A 23,497-nucleotide genomic window follows, 5' to 3' on the forward strand; every position below is an offset into this window, starting at 1 on the left:
TTTAAATTTAAATTCATACGAAGCATGAACAAGGCACATCGAACAATAGCTCCGATAATATAGTGCAAACAGTGAGTGAGGTACCACCGGATTTGTGTATAGATAAATGTATTGTCTGGTTGGATTTGACTGTTACACCTAAACGGATCCAGTGTTGAAAAGTTGAAAGTTATTTGCGAAAGATGCAATTGCATTTGTTGTTTGCAAATTGTTTGCAAATTACACATGGTTTGTAGGCTATTCTATCGAAAAAAACCAATGCATTATTTTGGGCGAACGGAGTGAAACAATGAAAAGGGACGTTTACTTGGAGGACAAGCCGCTGGATAAGGCGCTGGCGGAATACCTTGATTATCTGGCCGGGCTTGGTGCACTTGCCCCGGGCCCCAGTGAGTTTATAGCGGTGGAGGATGCGGCAGGCCGGGTGACCGCAGCGCCGGTATATGCCCGAACTTCTTCGCCACATTACCACGCTGCTGCGATGGACGGAGTGGCGGTAAAGGCTGCGGACACTTTTGGCGCCTCCGATGCCACTCCTAAAAAGCTGTCCCTGGGTCCCCGAGCAGCTGTGGTGGATACCGGGGATCCCCTGCCGCCGGAGTGCGACGCCGTTATTATGATTGAGGACGTGCATTTTATTGAAGAAAGCGTGTTTGAAATTACTGCCGGAGCGGTGCCCTGGCAGCATGTTAGGGTGATTGGCGAGGATGTGGTAGCTACCGAAATGATTGTGCCCGCCAACCACCGGTTGCGCCCTGTCGACTTGGGCGGCATATTGGCCGGCGGGTTGACGGAAATTGCCGTGCATCCCCGGCCCAAGGTGGCGCTTTTGCCAACAGGTACCGAGCTGGTGCAGCCCGGAGTGCAACTTCAGCCCGGAGATATTATTGAATATAACACCCGGGTGCTGGGCGCAATGGTGGCTGAATGGGGCGGGGCCCCCCGGCGCCGGGAAATTACCGCCGACGATTACCAGGCTTTGAAAGCGCGGCTGCAGGAAGCGGTATCGGAGTATGACGTAGTGCTGATTAACGCGGGTTCATCTGCTGGACGGGAGGATTTTACCGCCGAGCTTATCGGCGAGCTGGGGCGTGTGCTCACCCACGGGGTTGCCATCAAGCCCGGTAAGCCTGTGGTGCTGGGTGAGGTGGCGGGCAAGCCGGTGGTGGGAGTGCCCGGTTACTCGGTATCTGCGGTGTTGGCAGCCGAGCTGTTTGTCAAGCCCATTATTTATAGCAAGCTGGGAGCGGTGCCACCCGCCCGGGAAAAGACCAGTGCCATAGTATCCCGTAAAATTGTATCTCCTATGGGCACAGAAGAATTTGTCCGGGTCAAACTCGGCCAGGTAGGGGATAAAATCATTGCCACGGCTATTTCCCGGGGAGCCGGGGTGATTATGTCGATGGTGCGGGCCGATGGTATGCTGCGGGTGCCCAGGCTTTCTGAGGGTTACAACGCCGGGCAGTCCGTGTCGGTGGAATTGATGCGCCCGCTGGAGGAAGTGCGAGAGACAACGGTGATTATCGGCAGTCACGATATCGCCCTGGATGTGCTGGCCAACCACCTGCGCCAAAAATATCCCTTCGCCACCCTTTCATCGGCCCATGTGGGCAGTCTGGGAGGATTGAGCGCCTTGAAGCGGGGTGAGGCCCACTGTGCCGGAACCCATTTACTGGACGAGCAAACCGGCGATTATAACGTGTCCTACATTAAGCGACTGCTGGCCGATCAACCTGTTGTTTTAGTCAATCTTGTGCACCGGGAGCAGGGTTTGATAGTAGCACCCGGTAATCCCCACGACATTCAAGGGGTGAGGGATCTGGCAGCCCGGGGTCTTAGTTATATTAACCGGCAGCGTGGTGCAGGCACGCGCATTTTGTTTGATTTCAAACTTAAAGAGCAGAGCATTAATCCCGACGAAATCAAGGGTTACGAGCGTGAGGAATACACTCATATGGCCGTGGCTGCGGCGGTAGCCTCGGGATCGGCCGACGCCGGCATGGGCATACGGGCCGCGGCCCTGGCCTTGGGTCTGGACTTTGTACCCGTGGTCGAGGAACGTTACGATTTATGTATTCCAGGTGCTTACTATGACACTCCGTACATAAAGCGGCTGTTAGAGGTAATCGCCGAACCCGCCTTTCAGCAGGAAGTCCAAAGCCTGGGCGGCTACGACCTGAGGGACTGTGGCAAAATAATGTACGACAGCCGGGGGTAGTGGCAGAGCGGCTCTCCAAACTGGTGCAACCGGTGCTTATACAATCCGTTCCCCCAGGGTGTAAATATTCATCTTGTTGCCCCTGGCAAAACCCACCACGGTTATGTTTAGCTGACGAGCAAGTTCAAGGGCCAGATCCGTAGGGGCGGAGCGGGATATAATCACGGGTACACCCAGGCGGGCTGATTTAACCAGTATTTCCGAGGATACCCGCCCGGAAAAAAGCAGCACCTTATCCCGGGTTGTTATCCCATGCAATAAGCACCAGCCGGTAATTTTGTCCAGCGCATTGTGGCGGCCCACATCTTCAAAAAAGCAAAGGATCTGTTCACCGTCACTGAGGGCAGCCCCGTGCACGCCTCCTGTGGCAGCAAATAGTGCGGAGCGGTGCTCTACTTCCTTGCGCAGGGCCACAATGGCGGTGGTGGAAATGCGCAGCTCAGCTGCTACGGGGGCGATGCCGGTGTCATTAACAAAATAAAAGGAAGCCCGACCCCTCCCGCAGCAGGAGGCTACGTGCCGCTTAAGGAAATTCTTTTCGGCTTGCACCGGGCGTCGGGTTTCCACCCAGACCAAGCCGTCGGCCTCATTATGAGAAAAACCGGCAATGTCATCCGCTCCGGCAATAATGCCCTCGGCAAATAGAAAGCCATAGCATAATTCACGCAAGTTCATGGGGGAGCAAATTAACGTAACCAGCTCAGTGTTATTTAAATAAAGGGTTATGGCTGTTTCCCGGACGACCACGTCTTCTGTGCAGGTGCGGTCGTGGCCGGATATTTTTTCAATTGTTACAGGTGTTTGACCAGTCAAAAGCTATCCCTCCAAAAGTTTGATAACCCAATTGTACATATTTGGATATAAACAATGCAATATATTTTTTCGTTTTCAGATTTTATAACCCGCCTATTGAAAGTAGTTGGTGGTAAAAGGTCAATGTTGGTGCTTAAACTGAAAGTCGAGGTAAAAGGATGTTATGTCCAATAACGTTTATCAATGATTATTAAGCCAAGGAGCGACGTACATGATGTGTAACATAAGGAGGCTTATAAAGTGTTCAAAGTGGCAATTTTAACTATGAGCGATAAGGGTTCGCGGGGCGAACGCGAGGACCGCAGCGCCGGAGTAATCGGGGAATTGGTGGCGCAGCAGGGGTGGACGGTAGCAGAGTACCGCGTTATCCCCGATGATTATGACACCATCGTGGAAACACTGATTGATTTAGTTGACCGTGGCCGGCTTGATCTTATTATTACCACCGGGGGCACGGGTTTTAGCCCGAGGGATAATACTCCCGAGGCCACACGGGCGGTAATCCATCGTGAGGCACCTGGCCTGGCCGAGGCTATGCGCTTGGAAAGTATGAAAAAAACCAACCGGGCCATGCTTTCCCGGGCAGTGGCGGGTATCAGGCATAGTACCCTTATAGTTAATTTACCCGGCAGCCCTAAAGGCGTGCGGGAGTGCCTGGAAGCAATTCTTCCTGCACTGCCCCACGGCCTGGAGATACTCACCGGGCAGGCACAAGATTGCGGCAGCGCGGGATAGCTGTTAAGATGATGATACACGTGTAACGGCCTAAAATAAGCGTAATGCCGAATTTTTTGAAATATTACCGTATAAAACCAGTTTAATTGTGGGAAAATATTTCTAGGTGTTTTAATAAAAATAGGCTTTAATTACAATATAGAAGGAGAAAGCCCGAGCAATATTTAAAAGATTGTCCTTTTTTTTAAAAATAAGGGTAATTTCTTGTGAAAAAATACTTGCTTTTGGTTGGCTCGTTCTATATTATATTACTTGGGTATTAGCACTCGGCTCCAATGAGTGCTAACAATAAATAAAACCGCTCAATACTTTATCAAAATAATATTAAGGAGGGGTTTTTGTGATAAGACCTTTAGGCGATCGGGTGGTTGTAAAGCCTCTGCCCAGCGAAGAAGTAACCAAAAGCGGTATTGTGCTGCCGGATACGGCCAAGGAAAAGCCGCAGCAAGGTGAAGTAGTGGCCGTGGGTTCAGGCCGTCTGTTGGATAACGGGCAGCGCGTAGCTATTGACCTGAAAGCAGGGGACAAGGTGCTGTTTTCCAAGTATGCAGGCAATGACATTAAAATCGACGAGGTTGAGTACTTGATCCTGCGGGAAATGGACATCCTCGGCGTCATTGAGTAATGCGCTGTAGCAACAATCACTGGCAAGTTCTTTAATGATTATATATCAACAATTGAAGGAGGTAAGTTTAAGTGGCAGGTAAAGAAATTATTTTCCGCGAAGATGCCCGTAAAGCGCTGGAAAAGGGCGTAAACGCGCTGGCTGAAGCGGTTAAGGTTACCCTGGGTCCCAAAGGCCGCAATGTTGTGTTGGAGAAAAAATTTGGTTCGCCTATGATTACCAATGATGGCGTGACCATTGCGAGAGAAATTGAACTGGAAGATCCGTTTGAAAATATGGGTGCCCAGCTGGTTAAAGAAGTGGCCACTAAAACTAACGATGTAGCCGGTGACGGTACCACTACTGCCACACTGCTGGCCCAGGCCCTTGTGCGGGAAGGTTTGAAAAACGTAGCCGCCGGTGCCAACCCTATGATTATCAAGCGGGGCATTGAAAAGGCCGTTGAAAAAGCAGTGGATGCCATTAAAGGTTCCGCTAAAACTGTGGAAAGCAAGTCTGCCATTGCCCAGGTTGCTTCAATCTCTGCCAACGATGATTCCATTGGCAACCTGATTGCCGACGCTATGGAAAAAGTGGGTAAAGACGGTGTAATTACTGTTGAGGAATCCAAAGGTATCGGTACCACCCTGGAAGTTGTAGAAGGGATGAATTTTGACCGGGGTTACATATCCCCCTACATGATCACCGACACCGATAAAATGGAAGCTAATTTGGATGATCCCTATATTTTAATCACTGACCGTAAGATTTCCGCAGTGGCCGACATTTTGCCGGTGCTGGAAAAAGTTGTACAGTCCGGCAAAGCCCTGGTCATCATTGCTGAAGATGTTGAAGGTGAAGCGCTGGCTACTTTGGTGCTGAACAAACTCCGCGGCACTTTCACCTGCGTGGCTGTCAAGGCCCCCGGATTTGGCGATCGCCGCAAGGCCATGCTGCAGGATATCGGTATTCTGACCGGCGGCACCGTGATTTCCGAAGAAGTGGGCTTAAAGCTGGATAAAGCCGATATCACCATGCTGGGTCGGGCTTCCAAGGTTCGTATTAAGAAAGAAGAAACCATCATCGTGGGTGGTGCCGGCAGTACCGATGATATTACCGCCCGGGTAACCCAAATTAAGAAGCAAATTGAAGAAACCACTTCCGACTTCGACCGGGAAAAACTGCAGGAGCGCCTGGCCAAGCTGGCTGGTGGCGTGGCTGTTATCCAGGTTGGTGCTGCTACTGAAACCGAATTGAAGGAAAAGAAACTGCGTATTGAGGACGCTCTGAACGCTACCAGGGCCGCAGTTGAAGAAGGTATTGTATCCGGCGGTGGCGTGGCCTATGTGCAGGGCATTAACGCTCTGACTGATCTGACTACGGAGACCATGGATGAAAAAGTGGGTGTAGACATTGTCCGCCGGGCATTGGAAGAGCCCCTGCGCCAGATTGCCAGCAATGCTGGTATGGAAGGTTCCGTTGTTGTTGAAAAAGTACGGGTTGCTGAAGCAGGTGTGGGCTTTAACGCTCTCTCCGGTGAATATGTGAATATGATCGATGCCGGTATCGTTGACCCGGCTAAAGTTACTCGCTCCGCGCTGCAAAACGCAGCCAGCATCGCGGCCATGATCTTGACCACTGAAACACTGGTGGCTGAAAAGCCCGAAGATAACAAGGGCGGCGGCGGCATGCCTCCCGGAATGGGCGGCATGGGCGGAATGGGTGGCATGATGTAAAACGCACCAAAAACCCCTGAAAATATAAGGGTTTGCGTGGTTTATGAAGCCGCAAAGGTAACGGAAAGGTAACATAGGAATTGTTTTAGTTAAAGACTTCCCATTAGTTCGCTGAATTTTTGGGGAGTCTTTCTCTTTGCTGGCTTTGTAACATGCAGATAGATATATATACCGGGTGGTGTCATCATCAGAAACCAGGAAAGTTCACTCGCAAAAAGAGAGGAAATATAAGGATATATATGGTATAATCAACAAAGGGAATACATAACTAACTAAACAGACCTCACCTACCGGGAATAATAGTATTCCAATGAAAGGGGGTGAGGTAGGGTGATTGCCATAAGTGATACTATACAAGTTATCATTGCGGTAATACTTTTCCTAACCCTCGTTGTTCAAATGACTAATCGAGGTTAATGTAAAAGCCCTTAAAACTATTACAGTAGTTTTAAGGGCCAAACCTAAACCCCGGCGGGTCGAGGCAACGCAAACTGTTAATTGGTTCTTGTATTCCCTATTTAAATAAATATTATAACGAAAAATCAGCAATGTCAACCGGGCACCAAAAGAGATTGGAATAAATAGTAAACCTGCCAGTATCAGCACTACTTTAACATAGTTATCAAACTTTTTGTAGATCAGGGCAATGGTATAGCTGCGGTTGTACCTTATTTTTTTATCCCAAGAAATTAAAGAATCAAAAGATCGTCTTTTGGATTGGTTTGGGCTGTAGGTTCCGATTTGCTTCACAGAATATGCGAGAAAATCTCAAATTATTATACATATTGACTATAAATGGAAGAGTAATGTGCTATAATAATAACGTAGGATTTCTATATAAAAAAATTAGAGGTGTAAGCTTATGGAGGTATGCTACAACAAATTATTTAAGTTGTTGATAGATAAAGGCATTAAAAAAACTGAGCTTCGAAAAATGACCGGCATCAGTCCTAACACCTTAACAAAGTTATCAAATAACGAATTCGTTTCGATGGCAGTTTTAGTAAAGATTTGCCGCCAATTGAATTGTGACTTTGGCGATATTGTTGAGATAGTAGAAAGCCCTGAGTATAAAACAGCAAATCCTAAAGGATAATATATGGAAAACATTGGTGAAGGAGACATGACGAGAAAAGAATACAGCGCAGGAGCAGTGAAGCGATCCTTCTGGTTTGCCGAGTTTCGCAAGGTGGTCAACCTGCTTAACAGCGGCAAAACATTAAATGAAATCAAGACTTTGAATTTAGAAGAAAATATCTTCTCAGCCCCGACACAGGCAAGGGCAATTCAAATATTCAATGCGGTGTCTTCTCGTGTAAAAAACATAGACAAGTCTTTTTATCAATTATTTGAGCGATGTGATATCGCAAATCAAAAAATAATTGTTCTGACAGCTGTGATGCAGAGCGACAGTTTATTTTTTGATTTTATATACGAAGTCTACCGTGAAAAATTGATTATCGGTGACAATGAATTGACTGACAGAGACTTTAGTATTTTTTTCAAAAACAAGCAATTGCAAAGTGAGAAAGTGGCCAGCTGGACGGACTACACTTTAAAACGTTTGAGCACTTGCTATAAGACAATGCTTATGGAAGCCGGTATCATAAACCGGGCAATCGGAAATAGAAAAATCTTGAAACCAATCTTGGATAAATCGTTGGAAAACTGCCTGCTGGCAAATCGTATGGAAATAACGCTCCATGCGTTGACGGGAGTGAGATAAATGCGCAGTTTGGAAGAAAAACTTGATGGAGCGGAACGCAAGATTAAAACTGAGAGTTTTCGGCAAAACAAAGGGCTTGGCAATGAAGTTGGCTATTATGTCTTCGATTACCCTGCGGACAAAGAACTAATGGTCAGGGAACGAATTGCATACATGAAAGCCAAAAACGCTAAAGGTACCGATGGATTCGAGCTTGTTGTTTATGACCTTTATGATATTATTATCGACCTTTTGGAAAAGGAAGGCTTCATGGAACAATGCTTCAAGTTTGAAAAGAAAAAGGGCCTGGAACGGGTCGTTAAGGCTGTGGGAAATCTCCTGCAATTTAATGATGAAAACAACCTGATTGTTCAGTATATTCAAGAACATACGCCCGGGGATGCAGTTATTTTCTTAGTTGGGATAGGAAAATGCTACCCTCTTCTCCGTTCACATAAAGTTCTCAATAACCTTCATCAGGTGATCGATCGAGTGCCGGTGGTACTTTTCTATCCGGGCAAATATGACGGGCAGGAATTGGTCCTGTTTTCAGAAATCAAAGACGGCAATTATTACAGAGCATTTAGGCTCGTTGATTAAAAGGAGAATAGATATGCTGATTAAAGATATGTTTGTCAAGCGGATTGACAGAGATATTAAAGGCGTAATCAAAGTCGGTCAGGCCGACGATGAAAATATCCGGCAGGAACTGGAAGAATATGTTGTGACACGAGAACTGCAAAAACACTTTGCAGATTTTTTTGGAAGCTACAAGAAAGGCATCAACGGTTACACCGATAAAATGGGCGTTTGGATTTCCGGTTTCTTCGGAAGTGGTAAATCGCACTTCTTGAAAATTTTGTCCTACCTGCTGGAGAACAAAGAAGTGAACGGTAAGAAAGCCCTGGACTATTTTGTCGAGGACAACAAGATAATCGATCCAATGGTTCTGGCCGACATGAAACTGGCTGCCGGTGTATCTACCGATGTTATCCTGTTTAACATTGACTCCAAGAGTGAAATAACCGGCAAACATAATAAGGATGCCATTGTCTCTGTTTTTTTGAAAGTGTTCAATGAAATGCAGGGTTTCTGTGGCTCCATTCCCTTCCTGGCTGACCTGGAAAGACAGCTTACTGAAAAAGATCGCTATAAAGAATTCAAGCAACTATTTAAAAAAGATTTTGGCGGCACATGGGAAGCATCCAGGCATAAGTTTGATTTCATCCAGGATAGTATTGTGGATGTTCTGTCTGAAATGGGCTTTATGAGTAAATCAGCCGCCCGAAACTGGTGTGAAAAAGCAACCGAACCTTATCGGATTAGCATAGAAGACTTTGCCAAAATGGTCAAAGAATATCTTGACCGCAAAGGCCATAATCACCACATCGTCTTTTTAGTGGATGAAATCGGCCAGTACATAGGAGATGATTCTAAACTAATGCTTAACCTGCAAACCGTTACCGAAGACCTGGGTACGGCTTGCCGGGGTAAAGTCTGGATCGTAGTGACCAGCCAGCAGGATATTGATTCCGTTACCAAAACGAAGGGCAATGATTTCTCAAAAATTACCGGGCGTTTTGATACCCGTCTGTCTCTTTCATCAGCCAACGTGGATGAAGTGATTAAGAAGAGAATTTTGGCTAAAACGGCTACTGCTGAACAAACACTGAGATTGCTTTACGAGCAAAAAGCAACTATCATTAAAAACCTGATAGTTTTCAATGATGGTGTAGAGAAAAAACTATATTCCGATGATGATGACTTTGCTGCCGTTTACCCCTTTGTGCCTTATCAATTTAACCTGCTGGCCGGTGTCCTGACCTCCATCAGAACCCACGGGGCTTCCGGCAAGCATTTGTCCGAGGGAGAGCGCTCCATGATTGCCCTGTTCAAGGAATCTGCCATGAAGCTTATGCATGAGCAGTCCGGCGCCATGATTCCCTTCAATGTCTTCTACGATGCGCTGCACCAGTTCCTGGACCACAGCCATAAGGGGGTTATCTCCAGAGCGCTGGACAATGACTTCATTAATCCCGACCATGAAGTTGACTGCTTCAATGTTAACGTCCTGAAAACCCTCTTTATGATTAAATACGTCAAAGAGATTACCGCCAACATTGATAATATCACCAGTCTCATGATTCCTGATATTGACACCGACCGCATTGCTTTGAAAAAGCAGGTTGAGGAAGCTCTTAAAATTCTGGTCCGCCAGATGCTGGTGCAAAAGAACGGCGACATCTATGTCTTCCTAACGGATGAAGAACAGGAAATCAACCGTGAAATTGAAAACCAGCACGTGGAAATGTCCGAGGTTCTCGGCAAGGTTTCTGAGCTGATTTTTGAAGATATTTTCAGCGGTAAAAAGTATCGCTATCCTGCCTTTAATGGACGGTATAGTTTTGCCTTTAATCAAATTGTCGACGACCGTCATTATAAGGCCAACCAGAACCACGATATTGGTGTGCGGGTACTGACCCCAAATTCCGATTATGGGGCACAGGAAACAACTCTGCGTCTGATGTCCGGACAGGGCAGGGAAGTTCTGGTCGTGTTGCCCAATGACGCTGCATTTTTAAACGAAATGACAAGTGCGCTGAAAATTGAAAAATACCTGCGATTTGCATCTTCTAATAATGCACTGGTTAAATTTGAGCAGATCAAAGAAGCCAAGCGGGTGGAAATGCGGGAAAGAGGCGCAAACGCCAAGCTATTTCTAATTGAGGCCATGAAGAACGCAGATATTTATGTCAACGGTGACAAAGCGCCAATAGGCGCAAAAGGTGTCACCGTCAGAATCAACGATGCCCTTGGCCGTCTGGTTGCCACGGTGTATCACAAACTGCCTTATATTGACGTAGCAATGAGTGAAGCTAACATCAAAGCTTTGTTTAATAATACAAAACAACTGACCCTGACGCTGGAAGGTGGCACAGAACCCAATATTCATGCCCTGAATGACATGCTTAATTATATTGGAGGAAATTCCTCCATGCACATGAAAACTTCCATGAAAAGCTTAATGGATCGCTTCATGAAAGCCCCTTACGGTTTTGTGGAAGATGATGTGGAATGGTTGGTGGCCAAGCTATTCAAAAACGGCGATATTACATTGACCGTGAATGGCAGCACGGTTACCCTGCTCAATAAAACCGGGGATGAAATCGTTCGTTATATTACTAAGAAAGAATACGTTGAAAAGCTGCTGGTCGAACGTCGGGAAAAAGCCACAGATAAACAGAAAAAGGCTGTTCGTGAAGTTATGAAGGAGTTATTTGGCGTATCCAGTATCCACGATGACGATGATTCTATGATGCGTTCCTTCCAAAGCTACAGCCAGACTATGCTCAACGAGCTGGAGAAATTTGAAATCATGTATAACAGCCAAAATCTGCCCGGTAAAAAGACTGTTGCAACCGGTAAGGGTTTACTCCGCGGGGTCATCCAGATTCTGTCCCCGGTGGAATTCTTCCAAAAAATTAATCATGACAAAGATGATTACCTTGATTTTGCTGAGGATTATGAGCCTGTTAAATCGTTCTTTGCCGGTGAACAGAAGACTATATTTGAACGTGCATTGCGTTTAATGAAAATTTATGATGAAAGCAAGACCTTTATTGTGGATGAAAAAGTTGAAGAATATGTCGCTGCGGTAAAAGCTATTTTGCATAAAGATGCGCCTTACAGTGACATACCCAAACTCCCTGAACTGCTGGATAACTTTAACGAGGCATACGCCGGTGTCCTGGAAAGCATGGTAGCTCCGATTATTGCAGCCATTGATGATGCCAAAGCCAGGGTATTTGAACTTTTAAACACCAAAACTTACAAGGCTGAGTTCAGAGAGCGCTTCATCAAGCTTTTTGATGAACTTCATGATAAGGCCACTCATTGTAATAATGTGGCGACTTTGCAGAATATCAAAGTGGAAGCTGATGCCCTAAAAGTACGTTTGCTCAATGAGATGGACAAAAAGGACGAATTGCTTGCAGCTCAGAGTGTGAAGGACGTACGGGTGAAATATGGGCAAAATGGTGGCAAAATCGTTGTTCCTCAGCCTAAGCCTAAAATGAAGAAAAAGAAAAATATTAGTATCAAAACTATCAGCGTTTCTTCTTCTTGGCGCATTGAAACTGCCGAAGACGTTGAAAAATATATGGCTGCTCTGAAAGAACGGATTTTAAAAGAGCTGGAAGAGGATACCATCGTAAATATTGAATTTTAGGAGAGCAAGTGCAATGAATAAAACAGCGGTTAAAAATTTTGCCATATGGGCCAGAAACAAGCTCATTGCAGAGATTACATATAAAGCCGGACTGCTTGGCATCACCGACAGTGAAGTTAAAAGTCCCCTGCCGCAGTCTACACAGGTAGTTCAGTTTTTCGATATTGGTACCAGGGAACCTTACTCCATCACCGGTGTTGAAATAGAACAGCGCAAAAAGTTGGCAGAGATAATCCAGCGGAAGGCCGGCCAGACAGATTATAAAACTGCCTTTCAAAATGTGGTTGAAGAAGTAGCCTACACCTGGTTCAACCGGCTGATTGCGGTGCGTTTTACGGAGGTGAACGACTATCTCCCCACGCATGTTCGAGTACTGTCCTCCGAAAGCAGCAATAAAGTCGAACCTGATTTAATTACCAATCCCATGGATGCTGAGCTAGATTATACCCCATATGAAAAAGACCGGATTATGCAGCTGAAAAGTGATAATCAGTTGGACGAGCTTTTCCGTATGCTTTTTATTAAGCAATGTAACGCGCTAAACGCCATTTTGCCGGAGTTGTTTGAGAAAACCCATGACTACACCGAGCTTTTGCTAAATGTATCCTTCACTGATCAGGACGGAGTGGTTTATCATCTGGTGCATGATATAGCCGAGGATGACTTCAATGTGGCGAAAGAAGGCCAGGTCGAGATTATCGGCTGGCTGTACCAGTATTACAATACCGAGCCCAAGGAAGAGACCTTTGCTTTGCTTAAAAAGAATGTCAAAATTACCAAGGAACGTATCCCAACAGCTACTCAGCTATTTACACCGGATTGGATTGTCCGTTATATGGTGGAAAACAGCCTTGGCCGTCTTTGGTTGGAGCGTGAGCGGGCATCTTCGGGATTGTCAGATGAGTATCTAAACGGCAGTTACTTTGGATGGAAGTATTATCTCGAAGAAGCAGAGCAAGAACCCGAGGTTGAGGCTCAACTCTCACAAATTCGGGAGGAATATAAATCAATCAAGCCGGAAGATATCAAAATAGTTGACCCCTGCATGGGCAGCGGCCATATTTTGGTATACGCTTTTGAAGTGCTAATGCAGATTTATGAGAGCTATGGCTATAGTCGGCGTGATGCCGCCAAGAGTATTATTGAGAACAACCTGTATGGGTTGGATATAGACGATCGTGCTTATCAGCTGGCTTATTTTGCAGTAATGATGAAGGCCAGACAGTATCATCGGCGCATTTTGAATGGTGAGACTAAATGTCATGTTTACTCGATTCAGGAAAGCAATGGCATCAACCGTGGGCATCTGCAATATTTTGGAGCGGGCATGAGTGACATTGAAAAGGATTCTGCCCTGACGCAGATACAGCATCTTCTAGATACAATGACAGATGCCAAGGAATATGGCTCTTTTCTTAATATAGAAAATCTTGATTGGACGCTGTTAAATACATTCGTTGGAAGCCGGAACGTCAATGACCAGTTGACCTTTGATACAGTAGGGCTGAACGATACACAGTCACAGCTGTGCCAACTGGTTGAAATTGCGGCTGTGATGGCAAATAAATATGATGTTGTTGTGACTAATCCGCCGTATATGGGCAGTAGTAGCATGGGGGCAAAGTTATCTGATTTTGTTAAACGAGAATATCCAGATAGTAAGAGCGATTTGTTTGCGGTATTCATTCAAAGGTGCGGTCAAATAACAAAGAAAAACTGTTATCAAGCTATGATAACCCAGCATGCTTGGATGTTCCTTTCCAGCTTTGAAAAACTTAGAGAAAAAATACTGCGAAAAAATATAGTTAACATGGTACATCTTGGTGCAAGAGCCTTTGAAGAAATCGGCGGTGAAGTAGTTCAGACAACTTCATTCGTATTTCGAAATAGCCATTTAAAAAAATATCAGGGTAGTTATGTAAGATTGGTGGATTATAGTAGCCAGAAGGAAAAAGAATCCGCTTTTATAGACAAACATAATTTGCATACAGCTAACCAAGAAAACTTTTCTAAAATCTCTAGAATGCCAATTGCGTACTGGGTTAGTGATAATATAATTGGTACGTTTGAATATAAAGATATCCCCAAAATAGCAGAGGGAAGAATGGGTCTTACAACAGGCAATAATGATTATTACCTGAGACTCTGGTATGAAGTAAGCAGCAGAGATATAGGATTCAATCATACGCGAAGCCAAGCAAAACAATCTTGTTTAAAATGGTTTCCATATAATAAAGGAGGAAGCTCCAGAAAGTGGTACGGGAATCGTGAATATGTAGTAAATTGGCTTGCTGATGGTAATGAATTGCAAACAAAAATGCATCCTGATGGTAAACGTATATGGGCGCATAATTTTAACTTAGAATATATTTTTAAAAAGCATATTAGTTGGTCTGATATAAGTAGTGGCTCAATTTCTTTTAGGGCATATGAGGAAGGCTTTTTGTTTGATTCATCTGGGGCAGCTGCTTTCGTTGATGATTCTCAGTATTATTCACTGTTAGGATATCTTAATACTAATATTGTTGATAATTTAGCAAGAATCTTAAACCCAACGTTTCACTTCAAATTGGGGGACTTTATTAATTTACCGTATAAAATTATTAAAAATATTAATGTAGATAATCTGGTTAAACAGAACATCCAATTATCTGCATGCGATTGGGATAGCTTTGAAACTTCGTGGGATTTTGTTACACATCCGTTGATAGCTTACAAAATAGTTGCAGGTTATGCTGAAGCACCTATGGAAAAATCGAAGTACAAAATAAAAGATGCTTTTGCTAGTTGGGAAAGCAGTGCAGAAGCACTGTTTAATCAGCTCAAGAAAAATGAAGAAGAACTCAACCGAATCTTCATTGAAATCTATGGTTTACAGGATGAGCTGACACCTGAGGTTGAGGACAAAGATGTAACTATTCGTAAAGCTGACCTTGTCCGTGATATCCGTTCCTTTATATCCTATGCAATTGGTTGTATGTTTGGCCGCTACAGCCTTGATGTAAATGGCCTTGCTTATGCCGGTGGCGAATGGGATGACAGCAAATACAGCACCTTTATCCCAGACAAAGATAACATTCTTCCTATCACCGATGGGGAGTACTTTGAGGATGATATTGTAGGCTTGTTTTGTACTTTCTTAAAAAAGACCTTTGGTACAGAAACATTGGAAGAAAACCTAGATTTTATTGCTAAAGCCCTGGGCAACAGTGGCAACACTTCCCGTGACGTTATCAGCAATTACTTCCTAAAAGACTTCTTCAAGGATCATTGTAAAATTTACCAAAAGCGGCCGATTTACTGGTTGTTTGACAGCGGCAAAGCAGACGGCTTTAAAGCTCTGGTTTATCTGCATCGCTATAATGAGGATACCATCGGCAAACTGCGTATTGACTATCTCCACCGGATGCAGCGTATTTATGAAAGCGAGATTGCCGGAATGCAGGAAACCATCGAAAACAGCCCCAATGCCCGTGAAGTATCAGCTGCCACCAAACGGAAAGAAAAGCTGGTCAAGCAGCTCAAAGAAACCAAAGAATATGATGAAAAAATCGCCCACCTGGCGCTGGCCCGTATTGCTATAGATTTGGATGATGGCGTGAAGGTCAATTACGAAAAAGTCCAGACCGGTACGGATGGCCAGAAGCTCAACGTACTGGCCAAAATCTAATGTAGTAAGGGGCTTGCGACCGGGCCTCCTTGCTCACTGTCGACCTGGGGATTAATGATGCGATGGGCAAAACAATTGCTAACCGCGATAGTGATAGGATTGCTGCTGCTTTTGGGAAATGCTTATAGGGTATTAGTTTCAAAAAAATGTAGAATAACGAGCATTAAATAATGACGGCGTATTGACCCCGTAAAGCTTCCATAGTACGATGAGTGTAAAGAAGTGAAAGGAGATGTAATTAATGGCGAATGACACAACTAATTTAAATATCCGTATGGATGTAGAACTCAAGAAACAAGCGGAAGAGCTATTTTCTGAGTTAGGAATGAATATGACGACTGCAATTAATATATTTTTACGACAGGCTGTAAGACAGGGAAGCATACCTTTTGCGATAAAACTTAATGATCCCAATGCTGAAACAGTTGCTGCTATGAAAGAGGGCGAGGATATTATTAAGTCCGGCAAAAGCAGATTTTATAATACAGAAGAAATGTTTAAAGATTTAGGTATTTAGTTATGCTGATACCGGAATATACTAATAGATTTAAAAAAGATCTGAAGGCCATTCAAAAGAGAAATTGGGATATTCATCTCTTAAAAGAAGTTCTCATGCTATTATGTGCGGAAATACCCTTGCAAGAAAAATATAAAGATCATGCATTAAGGGGTAATTGGGCAGGCCATAGGGTATGTCATATACAACCAGATTGGCTGCTTATTTACCAAGTGGGTAATGGTTTACTTGTCCTTGAACGAACGGGGTCGCACAGTGACTTGTTTTAATGTGTATTACGAAAAAGTCCAGACCGGTACGGATGGCAAGAAGCTCAACATACTGGCCAAAATCTAATGCAGAAAGGAGGCTTGCGTTAATGGCCGAACTAAACCTAAAACAAATTACGGACAAACTCAATGCCGAGTTCTCCGGTGATACCCGTAAGTTGGTCTTTTGGTATGATGACAAAGCTGAGTTTGCCGAAGATATTGATACATTGGAACTGGTGAATGCCCAAGTTTATCACCTGGAACCGGACAACCAGTTCTACACCAAATACTTTCTGGAACGCCAAGATCGGACAACCAATTATCTGATTTATGCTCCATTCCCACGGCCAAACGTACGGGATAATCATTTGGAAGATACGTTGCTTTATTCCAGGCAGTTCTTTGCAGACCGGGCCTCCTTGCTCACTGTTGACCTTGGGCTTGATGAACAATACAAACCGGTCATGCAAAAATATATTAAGTTCTTTAGAGCCAAGAACCGCACGCAAAGATTCTATGATTTAGAGATTGATCACTTTACTAAAGAAACCATTGAAGTGGGTCTGATGAGCGTTCTATGCAAGACCAGAACGTCCTCTTTCGAAGAGGTTTTGCGTGTCGTTCTCATGGATGACGGTTTTGAAGACAATAAGTTCCTGGCGGAGTTTGAAAAATACGATCTTCTCCCAGCCTTCTGGTCTTATTGCGAAGAACAGTTTGGCTATACCGATGTGCAACCGACCCTGGAAAAGCTGGCGGTGACCATGTTTGTTACCTATACGGAACGATATCTGCATGATGATTTGCCACCGGCTTGGAAAAGCTTTGTTTCCTATAAATCCGGCAATATCATTGCTTTCCTGGATAACCTGATGAACAATGTACTGTACCGGGATAAATATAATGAAATCTCGGCCTATGTCTCCAAGGGACTTAATGCAACCACGGTTTTTGAGACTTATCAGCCGGAGGCTCTAATTGATTGTGATACCTTTGCGGTGCTGGACAACTTCATTATACACTGGGTGAATGACAGGCTATTAAATGAGGATATCGGTGCCAGGCTGGCTGATCTCACTATTCCTGCAGTATGTCAGGAACGCCGCAAAAAGCATTTCGGAGCCGGCTATCAGATTCAGTATTGGCTATTAGAGCATGCTTATTATCTGATTTCGGCAGCCGATTACCATAGCCAGGATAGCTTCAAAGGCATTGTGGAGCAGTATCTGGCCCGTGATTGCTTGATTGATACCCACTATCGAAAATTCTATTACTATTATGATCAGCTAAGCGAAAACATACTTTTTGAAAAACTGCGCGATTTGGTTGAGAATATCTATTCTAATGAATATCTGTCCGAAGTTATTTCCAAATGGAACTCTTATCTGGTAAGGGAAGATATATTGACAGTAATATCATTGCAGAGGAATTTTTATAATCAGCATGTCCTTTACAGCAAGGACCGGGTGGTTGTTATTATTTCTGATGCCCTGCGCTATGAAGTTGGGCGTTCTCTTTGGCTTAAATTACAGGACGACGAAAAATGTAACGCCAAATTGGCGGCCATGCTGAGCGTGTTGCCGTCTAATACAAGATTTGGCATGGCTGCACTGCTTCCTCATAAAACGTTGGCCATGACTGATGATTACCAGGTGCTGGTTGATGGTATGCCTTGCAATGATTTGAAGCAGCGCGAAGCGATCTTGAAAAGCTATTCCCCGAACAGCCGGTGCGTGCAGTTTGATGATGTAAAAACGATGAAAAAGGATGAACTTAGAGAGATATTTACCGGTATGGAAGTAGTTTATATTTACCACAACCAGATTGACGCCCGTGGAGATAAGTCCAATACAGAAGACGAGGTATTTACTGCCTGTGAAGAAGCCGTCGAAGAAATTTTTGCTTTGATTAAGCGGCTGTCTGTCAGTGCAAATACCAATCATTTTATAGTGACGGCGGATCACGGCTTTATCTATAAACGGGATAAGCTGCAGGAAAGCGATAAGATTGCCTATGTTACGGGTTTAGAAGCTCTTATCAACCGTCGTTTTATCATCTCGGGACAAGCAGTGGTTGGTGATGGAATTGCCTCTTTAACTGTGGGCAGCATTCTTAATAACAGTGACAGCAAAGTTATATCTTTCCCGGTCAGCTCAAATGTTTTCAAGGTAGCCGGGGGTGGTCAGAACTATGTGCACGGCGGTTCTTCGCCGCAGGAAATGCTTGTGCCTGTTATTAATGTGAAAACTAAAAAGGGTCATATGGAAACACGTCCGGTGCTAATTATGCTGGTCAGCGTGGTGCCAAAGATCACAAATCTGATTTCTACTTTAGATTTCATGCAAGCGGAACCAGTCAGTGATGTGATTAAGGCAACCAGCTACAGGGTTTTCTTTATTTCTGAAGACAATGAGAAGATCTCCAATGAATGTATCTATGTGGCAGATAAAAGGGATGTTGATCCACAAAAGAGAATCTTTCGCCTGAGATTCAACTTTAAGAATAAACAGTATGATAAGAACAAGAAATATTATCTGGTGGCTTATGATGAAAAGAATGATTTGGAAGTCTTCCGTCATGGCGTAGTAATGGATATTGCTTTTGCCAACGATTTTGGATTTAACGTATAGGGTGGTGATGGCATGAGTGTGCTGGAACAGGAAATCGGCACCGGCAAAGATAAACTTTTGGAAAAGCTGTATACCTATTTTGCCGGTAAAATTGTACGCAAAGACCTGACCAAAAAGATCAAGGAAGGTGCCAATGTCCCGGTCCAGCAGTTTGTCCCTTGCTGCGCTTATTGCACTGTGCTCTGCAGCACTAAATAAGCCGACAGTCTCGAGCCTTGCAATATTAGGAAATCTCAGCATAGGTGGTACACTTACCAAGGTTGAGGAGTTAGCAGATATGATGCAGGTCTGTCTGGATAGCGGAGCTAAAAAGGTGTTGATACCGATTTTATCGGCAGCCGACATGGGGACAGTGCCGCCGGAGTTAATGGGGAAGTTTAATTTGATTTTTTATCAGTCCCCGGAAGATGCAGTGTTTAAGGCGCTGGGTGTGGAGTAATAAAGGTAGGTTTTAGTTACTGGATATGTATTCAAAATAGCAGATAGTCCTAACGCTACTGACAGTGTGACATCACGGGCTGACATGAAAGACCCTGTATCTGGTGAGGTTGGTTTACCGGACAAAAGAAAAATACCGGGTAATAAAACCCGGTAAACACTCATTTTGTAGCTTTGGGGGTGGAGCAGCTCTAGCTGGTTTAGTTGTTACTTGGGTAACAAAAAGGTAACGCAATCTTGAAAAAGGTGTGTTTTGACGTTAAAAATGTTACAGGTAAAAATAGGAAAAATATCCACAAAGCCTTGATTTACGCGGTGTCATAACCTAGCATTAAAAATGTTACAGTAAATAACGTTATGGGCGGCATGATGTAAACGTTGTCTCAAACCAGGCCGTTGGCTTATCTTGTATCTTAGGTATTTGAAGTTAGTAAACCAAAACACAAAAAGGCCTCCGGGGAAAAACCCCGGAGGCCTTGCTATTACTGGAGCCGACGGTCGGATTTGAACCGACGACCTACGCATTACGAGTGCGTTCCAGCTAGCAAGTTAGACTTTGCCGGAACGGGCAAATCAAGTAATAGCGCGGTTTTTTTAAATGTCCTTATGCTCAATAAGGTAACTTTTTAAATGTTTTGGCAGCCATCACTTGATTATAAAACATACCATATAAATACTAAACTATTATTTAGATACGGTTTGGCCAAAACCATATACCGGCACTTGAATAAACCGTTTTGCTTTAAGCTGCTTGTCTTTCATTTTATCTAATTCTTTTACTACTTCAGCATCAAAATATTGTTCTCCACAGTTTTCGCAGACCCATGCAGGTACATTTTCAACTAGGGCTAGTGAATTTCCCCACCAGTTTTCCGCTGTGATAAATTTTTTAACAGTAGAACTTCCGCATTGAAAACATTTGGTTACCATATTAATCCCCCTTTCCCCGATTGCGTTCGTTAATCCATTTTGGAGGCTCGGGGAAATATACAGTTATTATTACTAAAGTGCCCGAAGGATCCATGCCGCAAACAGCATGTAACGGTCTACCAGGTCCAAGATACCCCAAAACCAAGCAACTATTTCCGCGAGGATCCTCAGGATAATCTTCAATAAATTGTAAGATAATTAAGTTTTACAGAAAATGCTTTTCTTATCATGTTAACATTACTAGGTACGTAAAAGCGAGCCCATCATCACTAATCAACAACCAGCCCTTGCAGGAAGGATGCTTGGAATTCATACATTGTGTAAATAGATTAATATAGCTTAATGCCTTAATTGACAAGGCTTGCCGGCAGTGATAAAGTTATATAGTATCTGTAAAATTAAGGCTATGGATGTGATTATATTGTCATTTGCTTATGATATAAAGCATTTAATCGGTAATACGCCTCTTTACGAATTGAGTCACTATGGCAGCGGTTTGCCCGGCCGTATACTTGCCAAATTGGAATACTTTAACCCCGGTGGTAGCATTAAAGACCGGGTGGCTCTGGGTATGATTGAACAGGCCGAAAAGAACGGCCTGTTAGGGGGAGGTAGTGTTAATGACAACGCCCATGCTGCCGCCGGTAGCGTGGTAATCGAGCCCACCAGCGGCAATACCGGTATCGGTCTGGCGATGGTGTGCTCCGCCCGTGGCTATCGCTGTATTCTTTGTATGCCTGAAACCATGAGTGTGGAGCGGCAAAACCTGCTTCGGGCGCTGGGCGCCGAGGTTGTGCTTACTTCCGGGGCCGAGGGTATGTCCGGTGCCATTGCCAAGGCCGCTGAGCTGGCGCGGCAAATCCCCGGCGCTTTTATGCCTGCCCAATTTGATAACCCGGCCAATCCTGCCGCGCACCGTGCCACAACAGCGGAGGAAATCTGGCGGGATACCGCCGGGCACGTGGATGTACTGGTGTCTGCGGTAGGCACAGGGGGCACTATAACGGGTATCGGCGAGACGCTCAAGGAGAGAAATCCCGCTCTGCAGGTGGTGGCGGTGGAGCCCGCTGAATCGCCCGTACTATCCGGCGGCAAGCCCGGTCCCCATAAAATCCAGGGCATTGGAGCCGGTTTTGTGCCTCGGGTGCTTAATGTAGCTATACTGGATGAAATCATCAAGGTGACCGGTGATCAGGCTATGGAAGCGGCCCGCTGCCTGGCTCGGGAAGAGGGGCTGTTAGTGGGCATTTCCTCCGGGGCTGCAGTCTACGCAGCTAAGGAATTGGCCGGGCGGGAGCAGAACCGGGGCCGCACCGTGGTGGTAATTTTCCCGGATACCGGAGAGCGGTATTTATCCACGGAGCTGTTTTAAACGGGAGATTTACCGTTGGTATTTATAAGCCATTAATGATATTACATTGTTTTTCCCTATCTAGTTTGACAGCAGGGAAGTGAATACATAACAAATGTCACAACCGATCATTAATCCATACCTGGCGGTATTGCTGGGTGTGCTTGCCGCAGCTTTTTCTTCCATATTTACTAAGGCGGCCGAGGCACCGCCGCTGATTATTGCTTTTTATCGGATGGCGTTCACCGTGCTGCTGCTGGCACCGGTGACCCTGGTTACGGGGCGGCGTGAGCTGCGGGCTGTGACCCTGCGGGACGTTCTGCTGGCCTGTGGCGCGGGCATTATGCTGTCCCTGCATTTTGCTACGTGGGTAACGTCGCTCAACTACACTTCCATAGCCAGTTCCACTGTGCTGGTGACTATGCAGCCCCTTTTCGTTATTGCGGGCGGCTACCTGTTTTATAAAGAAAGGATAACCTGCTGGGTGCTGCTATAGCGCTTTTCGGCAGTGTGTTGGTGGGAATCAGCGACTTTCAGGTGGGGGGACAGGCCCTGTGGGGTGACTTTTTGGCCTTCTTGGGGGCAATTTTTGTGGCGGGATATATGCTGGTGGGCAGGGGGATCAGGGAGCGCTTGTCTCTGCTGCCTTACATAATTATGGTTTACGGGTCCTCTATGATTACCCTATTTCTAGCTGCAGTGATATATCAACTGCCCCTGGTTCCCTATTCGCCCGGCACTTGGCTGATGTTTTTGCTGCTAGCCGCGGTACCTACTATTATGGGACATACCGTGTTTAACTGGGCGCTGCGTTATGTTAAGGCGGCGGTGGTATCGGTAAGCATACTGGGTGAATCGGTTGGGGCCACCATACTGGCCTACTTTATATTCCATCAGGTGCCCACTCTGCTGCAGGTTACGGGCGGATTAATTATTATTACCGGTTTGGTGATATTTATTAAATCAACTGCCCGATTGGATAGTTAATTCAGTTATGTGTATGAAGGTGTAAATATATTGGCATATATAGATAAAGAGGTTGGTTCAAGAAGGTTGAAGCCTGATCCCTTAATTTGGACGATTGCTACGGCAGCCGGTTGGGTTGGGGCCGCTCGCAGCGAAACCGGGTTGGTGGCGTTGACGCTACCACAAGCCAGCGTAGAGGAGTGTGTGCGCAGTCTTACTCAGTTGGGGGTGCAGGAGGGATGTTCGGTGGTGCCGCCGGAGCCCGGTCATGTGTTGGCCGGGCTGGCCCAAGCGCTGAATCGGTATTTCAGTGGGGAACCGGAGCGGCTTGATTTTCCTGTGGACTGGACAGTTTTTACGCCCTTTCAGCAAAGAGTGTTGCAGGTGGTGCAGGGTATCCGGCGGGGGGAACTGCTATCCTATGGACAGGTGGCTGCTCAGATCAATTGTCCACGAGCAAGCCGGGCGGTAGGCGGTGCCTTGGGTGCCAACCACATTTTGCTGGTTGTGCCCTGCCACCGGGTGATCCGCAGTGATGGCACTCTCGGTGGTTTTGGTAGCGGTCTTGCGTGGAAGGTGCGCTTGCTGACTGTCGAAGGGATTAACCCCGGCCCCGGTGGTAAATACCGGCTATTTTAGACCAAGCATTGCGGGAAGATTAATGAACAATGTTCTAATAATATTATAAAAGCAATTATAAGCTAG

The 23,497-nt window shown here is 45.2% G+C and carries 18 protein-coding genes and 2 pseudogenes; 17 read left to right on the forward strand and 3 right to left on the reverse strand.

Going from position 1 to position 23,497, the window contains the following annotated elements; translation table 11 throughout:
• Nucleotides 1-289: 289 nt before the first annotated feature.
• The gene (locus tag DESGI_RS05655; protein ID WP_006523736.1) at nt 290-2,218 is read left to right on the forward strand and encodes a molybdopterin biosynthesis protein; all 1,929 of its coding nucleotides are present in this window, start codon (nt 290-292) and stop codon (nt 2,216-2,218) included.
• A 36-nt stretch (nt 2,219-2,254) separates the two neighbouring features.
• On the opposite strand, the gene fdhD is transcribed toward DESGI_RS05655, so the two are convergent.
• Complete coding sequence (gene fdhD, locus DESGI_RS05660) at nt 2,255-3,031, reverse strand: formate dehydrogenase accessory sulfurtransferase FdhD (protein ID WP_006523737.1); 777 nt, start codon at nt 3,029-3,031, stop codon at nt 2,255-2,257.
• Nucleotides 3,032-3,271: 240 nt separating this feature from the next.
• On the opposite strand from fdhD, the gene DESGI_RS05665 reads away from it, so the two are divergent.
• From DESGI_RS05665 to DESGI_RS23650, 13 genes and pseudogenes are all read left to right on the forward strand, one after another.
• A complete protein-coding gene (locus DESGI_RS05665; RefSeq protein WP_006523738.1) occupies nt 3,272-3,766 on the forward strand; it encodes a MogA/MoaB family molybdenum cofactor biosynthesis protein in 495 nt (164 codons plus the stop codon).
• A 340-nt stretch (nt 3,767-4,106) separates the two neighbouring features.
• Entirely contained in the window at nt 4,107-4,391 is a 285-nt protein-coding gene (gene groES / locus DESGI_RS05670; protein ID WP_006523739.1) for a co-chaperone GroES, read from the forward strand.
• A 71-nt stretch (nt 4,392-4,462) separates the two neighbouring features.
• Complete coding sequence (gene groL, locus DESGI_RS05675; protein WP_006523740.1) at nt 4,463-6,106, forward strand: chaperonin GroEL; 1,644 nt, start codon at nt 4,463-4,465, stop codon at nt 6,104-6,106.
• Between the two features lie 862 nt (nt 6,107-6,968).
• Nucleotides 6,969-7,202 carry a helix-turn-helix domain-containing protein gene (locus DESGI_RS05685; protein ID WP_006523742.1) on the forward strand — a complete coding sequence of 78 codons (234 nt, stop codon included), beginning with the start codon at nt 6,969-6,971 and terminating at the stop codon, nt 7,200-7,202.
• A 3-nt stretch (nt 7,203-7,205) separates the two neighbouring features.
• Nucleotides 7,206-7,832, forward strand: a complete 627-nt coding sequence (locus DESGI_RS05690) for a DUF1819 family protein (RefSeq protein WP_006523743.1) — start codon at nt 7,206-7,208, stop codon at nt 7,830-7,832.
• Complete coding sequence (locus tag DESGI_RS05695; protein WP_006523744.1) at nt 7,833-8,411, forward strand: DUF1788 domain-containing protein; 579 nt, start codon at nt 7,833-7,835, stop codon at nt 8,409-8,411.
• 13 nt (nt 8,412-8,424) lie between these two features.
• On the forward strand, nt 8,425-12,039 hold the full coding sequence (brxC, locus tag DESGI_RS05700) for a BREX system P-loop protein BrxC (protein ID WP_006523745.1): 3,615 nt from the start codon (nt 8,425-8,427) through the stop codon (nt 12,037-12,039).
• Between the two features lie 13 nt (nt 12,040-12,052).
• Entirely contained in the window at nt 12,053-15,709 is a 3,657-nt protein-coding gene (gene pglX / locus DESGI_RS05705) for a BREX-1 system adenine-specific DNA-methyltransferase PglX (protein ID WP_006523746.1), read from the forward strand.
• Nucleotides 15,710-15,950: 241 nt separating this feature from the next.
• A complete protein-coding gene (locus DESGI_RS05710) occupies nt 15,951-16,226 on the forward strand; it encodes a type II toxin-antitoxin system RelB/DinJ family antitoxin (RefSeq protein ID WP_006523747.1) in 276 nt (91 codons plus the stop codon).
• A 2-nt stretch (nt 16,227-16,228) separates the two neighbouring features.
• Nucleotides 16,229-16,495 (forward strand): type II toxin-antitoxin system RelE/ParE family toxin, encoded by a 267-nt coding sequence (locus DESGI_RS05715; RefSeq protein WP_006523748.1) that lies wholly within the window; start codon nt 16,229-16,231, stop codon nt 16,493-16,495.
• 89 nt (nt 16,496-16,584) lie between these two features.
• A complete protein-coding gene (pglZ, locus tag DESGI_RS05720; protein ID WP_006523749.1) occupies nt 16,585-19,107 on the forward strand; it encodes a BREX-1 system phosphatase PglZ type A in 2,523 nt (840 codons plus the stop codon).
• A gap of 12 nt (nt 19,108-19,119) precedes the next feature.
• Nucleotides 19,120-19,305: a hypothetical protein gene (locus DESGI_RS05725; protein WP_006523750.1), complete on the forward strand. Its 186-nt coding sequence runs from the start codon at nt 19,120-19,122 to the stop codon at nt 19,303-19,305.
• A pseudogene (locus DESGI_RS23650) lies at nt 19,265-19,546 on the forward strand (S16 family serine protease); the annotation flags it as partial. The gene DESGI_RS05725 and the pseudogene DESGI_RS23650, both read left to right, overlap by 41 nt.
• 683 nt (nt 19,547-20,229) lie before the next feature.
• Here DESGI_RS23650 and DESGI_RS05730 read toward each other — a convergent pair.
• Nucleotides 20,230-20,475, reverse strand: coding sequence for a type II toxin-antitoxin system MqsA family antitoxin (locus DESGI_RS05730; RefSeq protein ID WP_006523752.1), 246 nt, complete (start codon nt 20,473-20,475; stop codon nt 20,230-20,232).
• Nucleotide 20,476: 1 nt separating this feature from the next.
• On the reverse strand, nt 20,477-20,674 hold the full coding sequence (locus DESGI_RS23655; protein WP_083939770.1) for a DUF4258 domain-containing protein: 198 nt from the start codon (nt 20,672-20,674) through the stop codon (nt 20,477-20,479).
• Between the two features lie 207 nt (nt 20,675-20,881).
• On the opposite strand from DESGI_RS23655, the gene cysK reads away from it, so the two are divergent.
• The 3 genes and pseudogenes from cysK (at nt 20,882) to DESGI_RS05745 (ending at nt 23,431) form a co-directional block, all read left to right on the forward strand.
• Nucleotides 20,882-21,847: a cysteine synthase A gene (gene cysK, locus DESGI_RS05735; RefSeq protein ID WP_435050900.1), complete on the forward strand. Its 966-nt coding sequence runs from the start codon at nt 20,882-20,884 to the stop codon at nt 21,845-21,847.
• 94 nt (nt 21,848-21,941) lie between these two features.
• Nucleotides 21,942-22,813 (forward strand): annotated as a pseudogene (locus tag DESGI_RS26605) (DMT family transporter).
• A gap of 30 nt (nt 22,814-22,843) precedes the next feature.
• Nucleotides 22,844-23,431, forward strand: coding sequence for a methylated-DNA--[protein]-cysteine S-methyltransferase (locus DESGI_RS05745; protein WP_006523756.1), 588 nt, complete (start codon nt 22,844-22,846; stop codon nt 23,429-23,431).
• The last annotated feature ends 66 nt before the right edge of the window (nt 23,432-23,497 follow it).

This window comes from Desulfoscipio gibsoniae DSM 7213, from assembly GCF_000233715.2.
GTDB lineage: Bacteria > Bacillota > Desulfotomaculia > Desulfotomaculales > Desulfallaceae > Sporotomaculum > Sporotomaculum gibsoniae.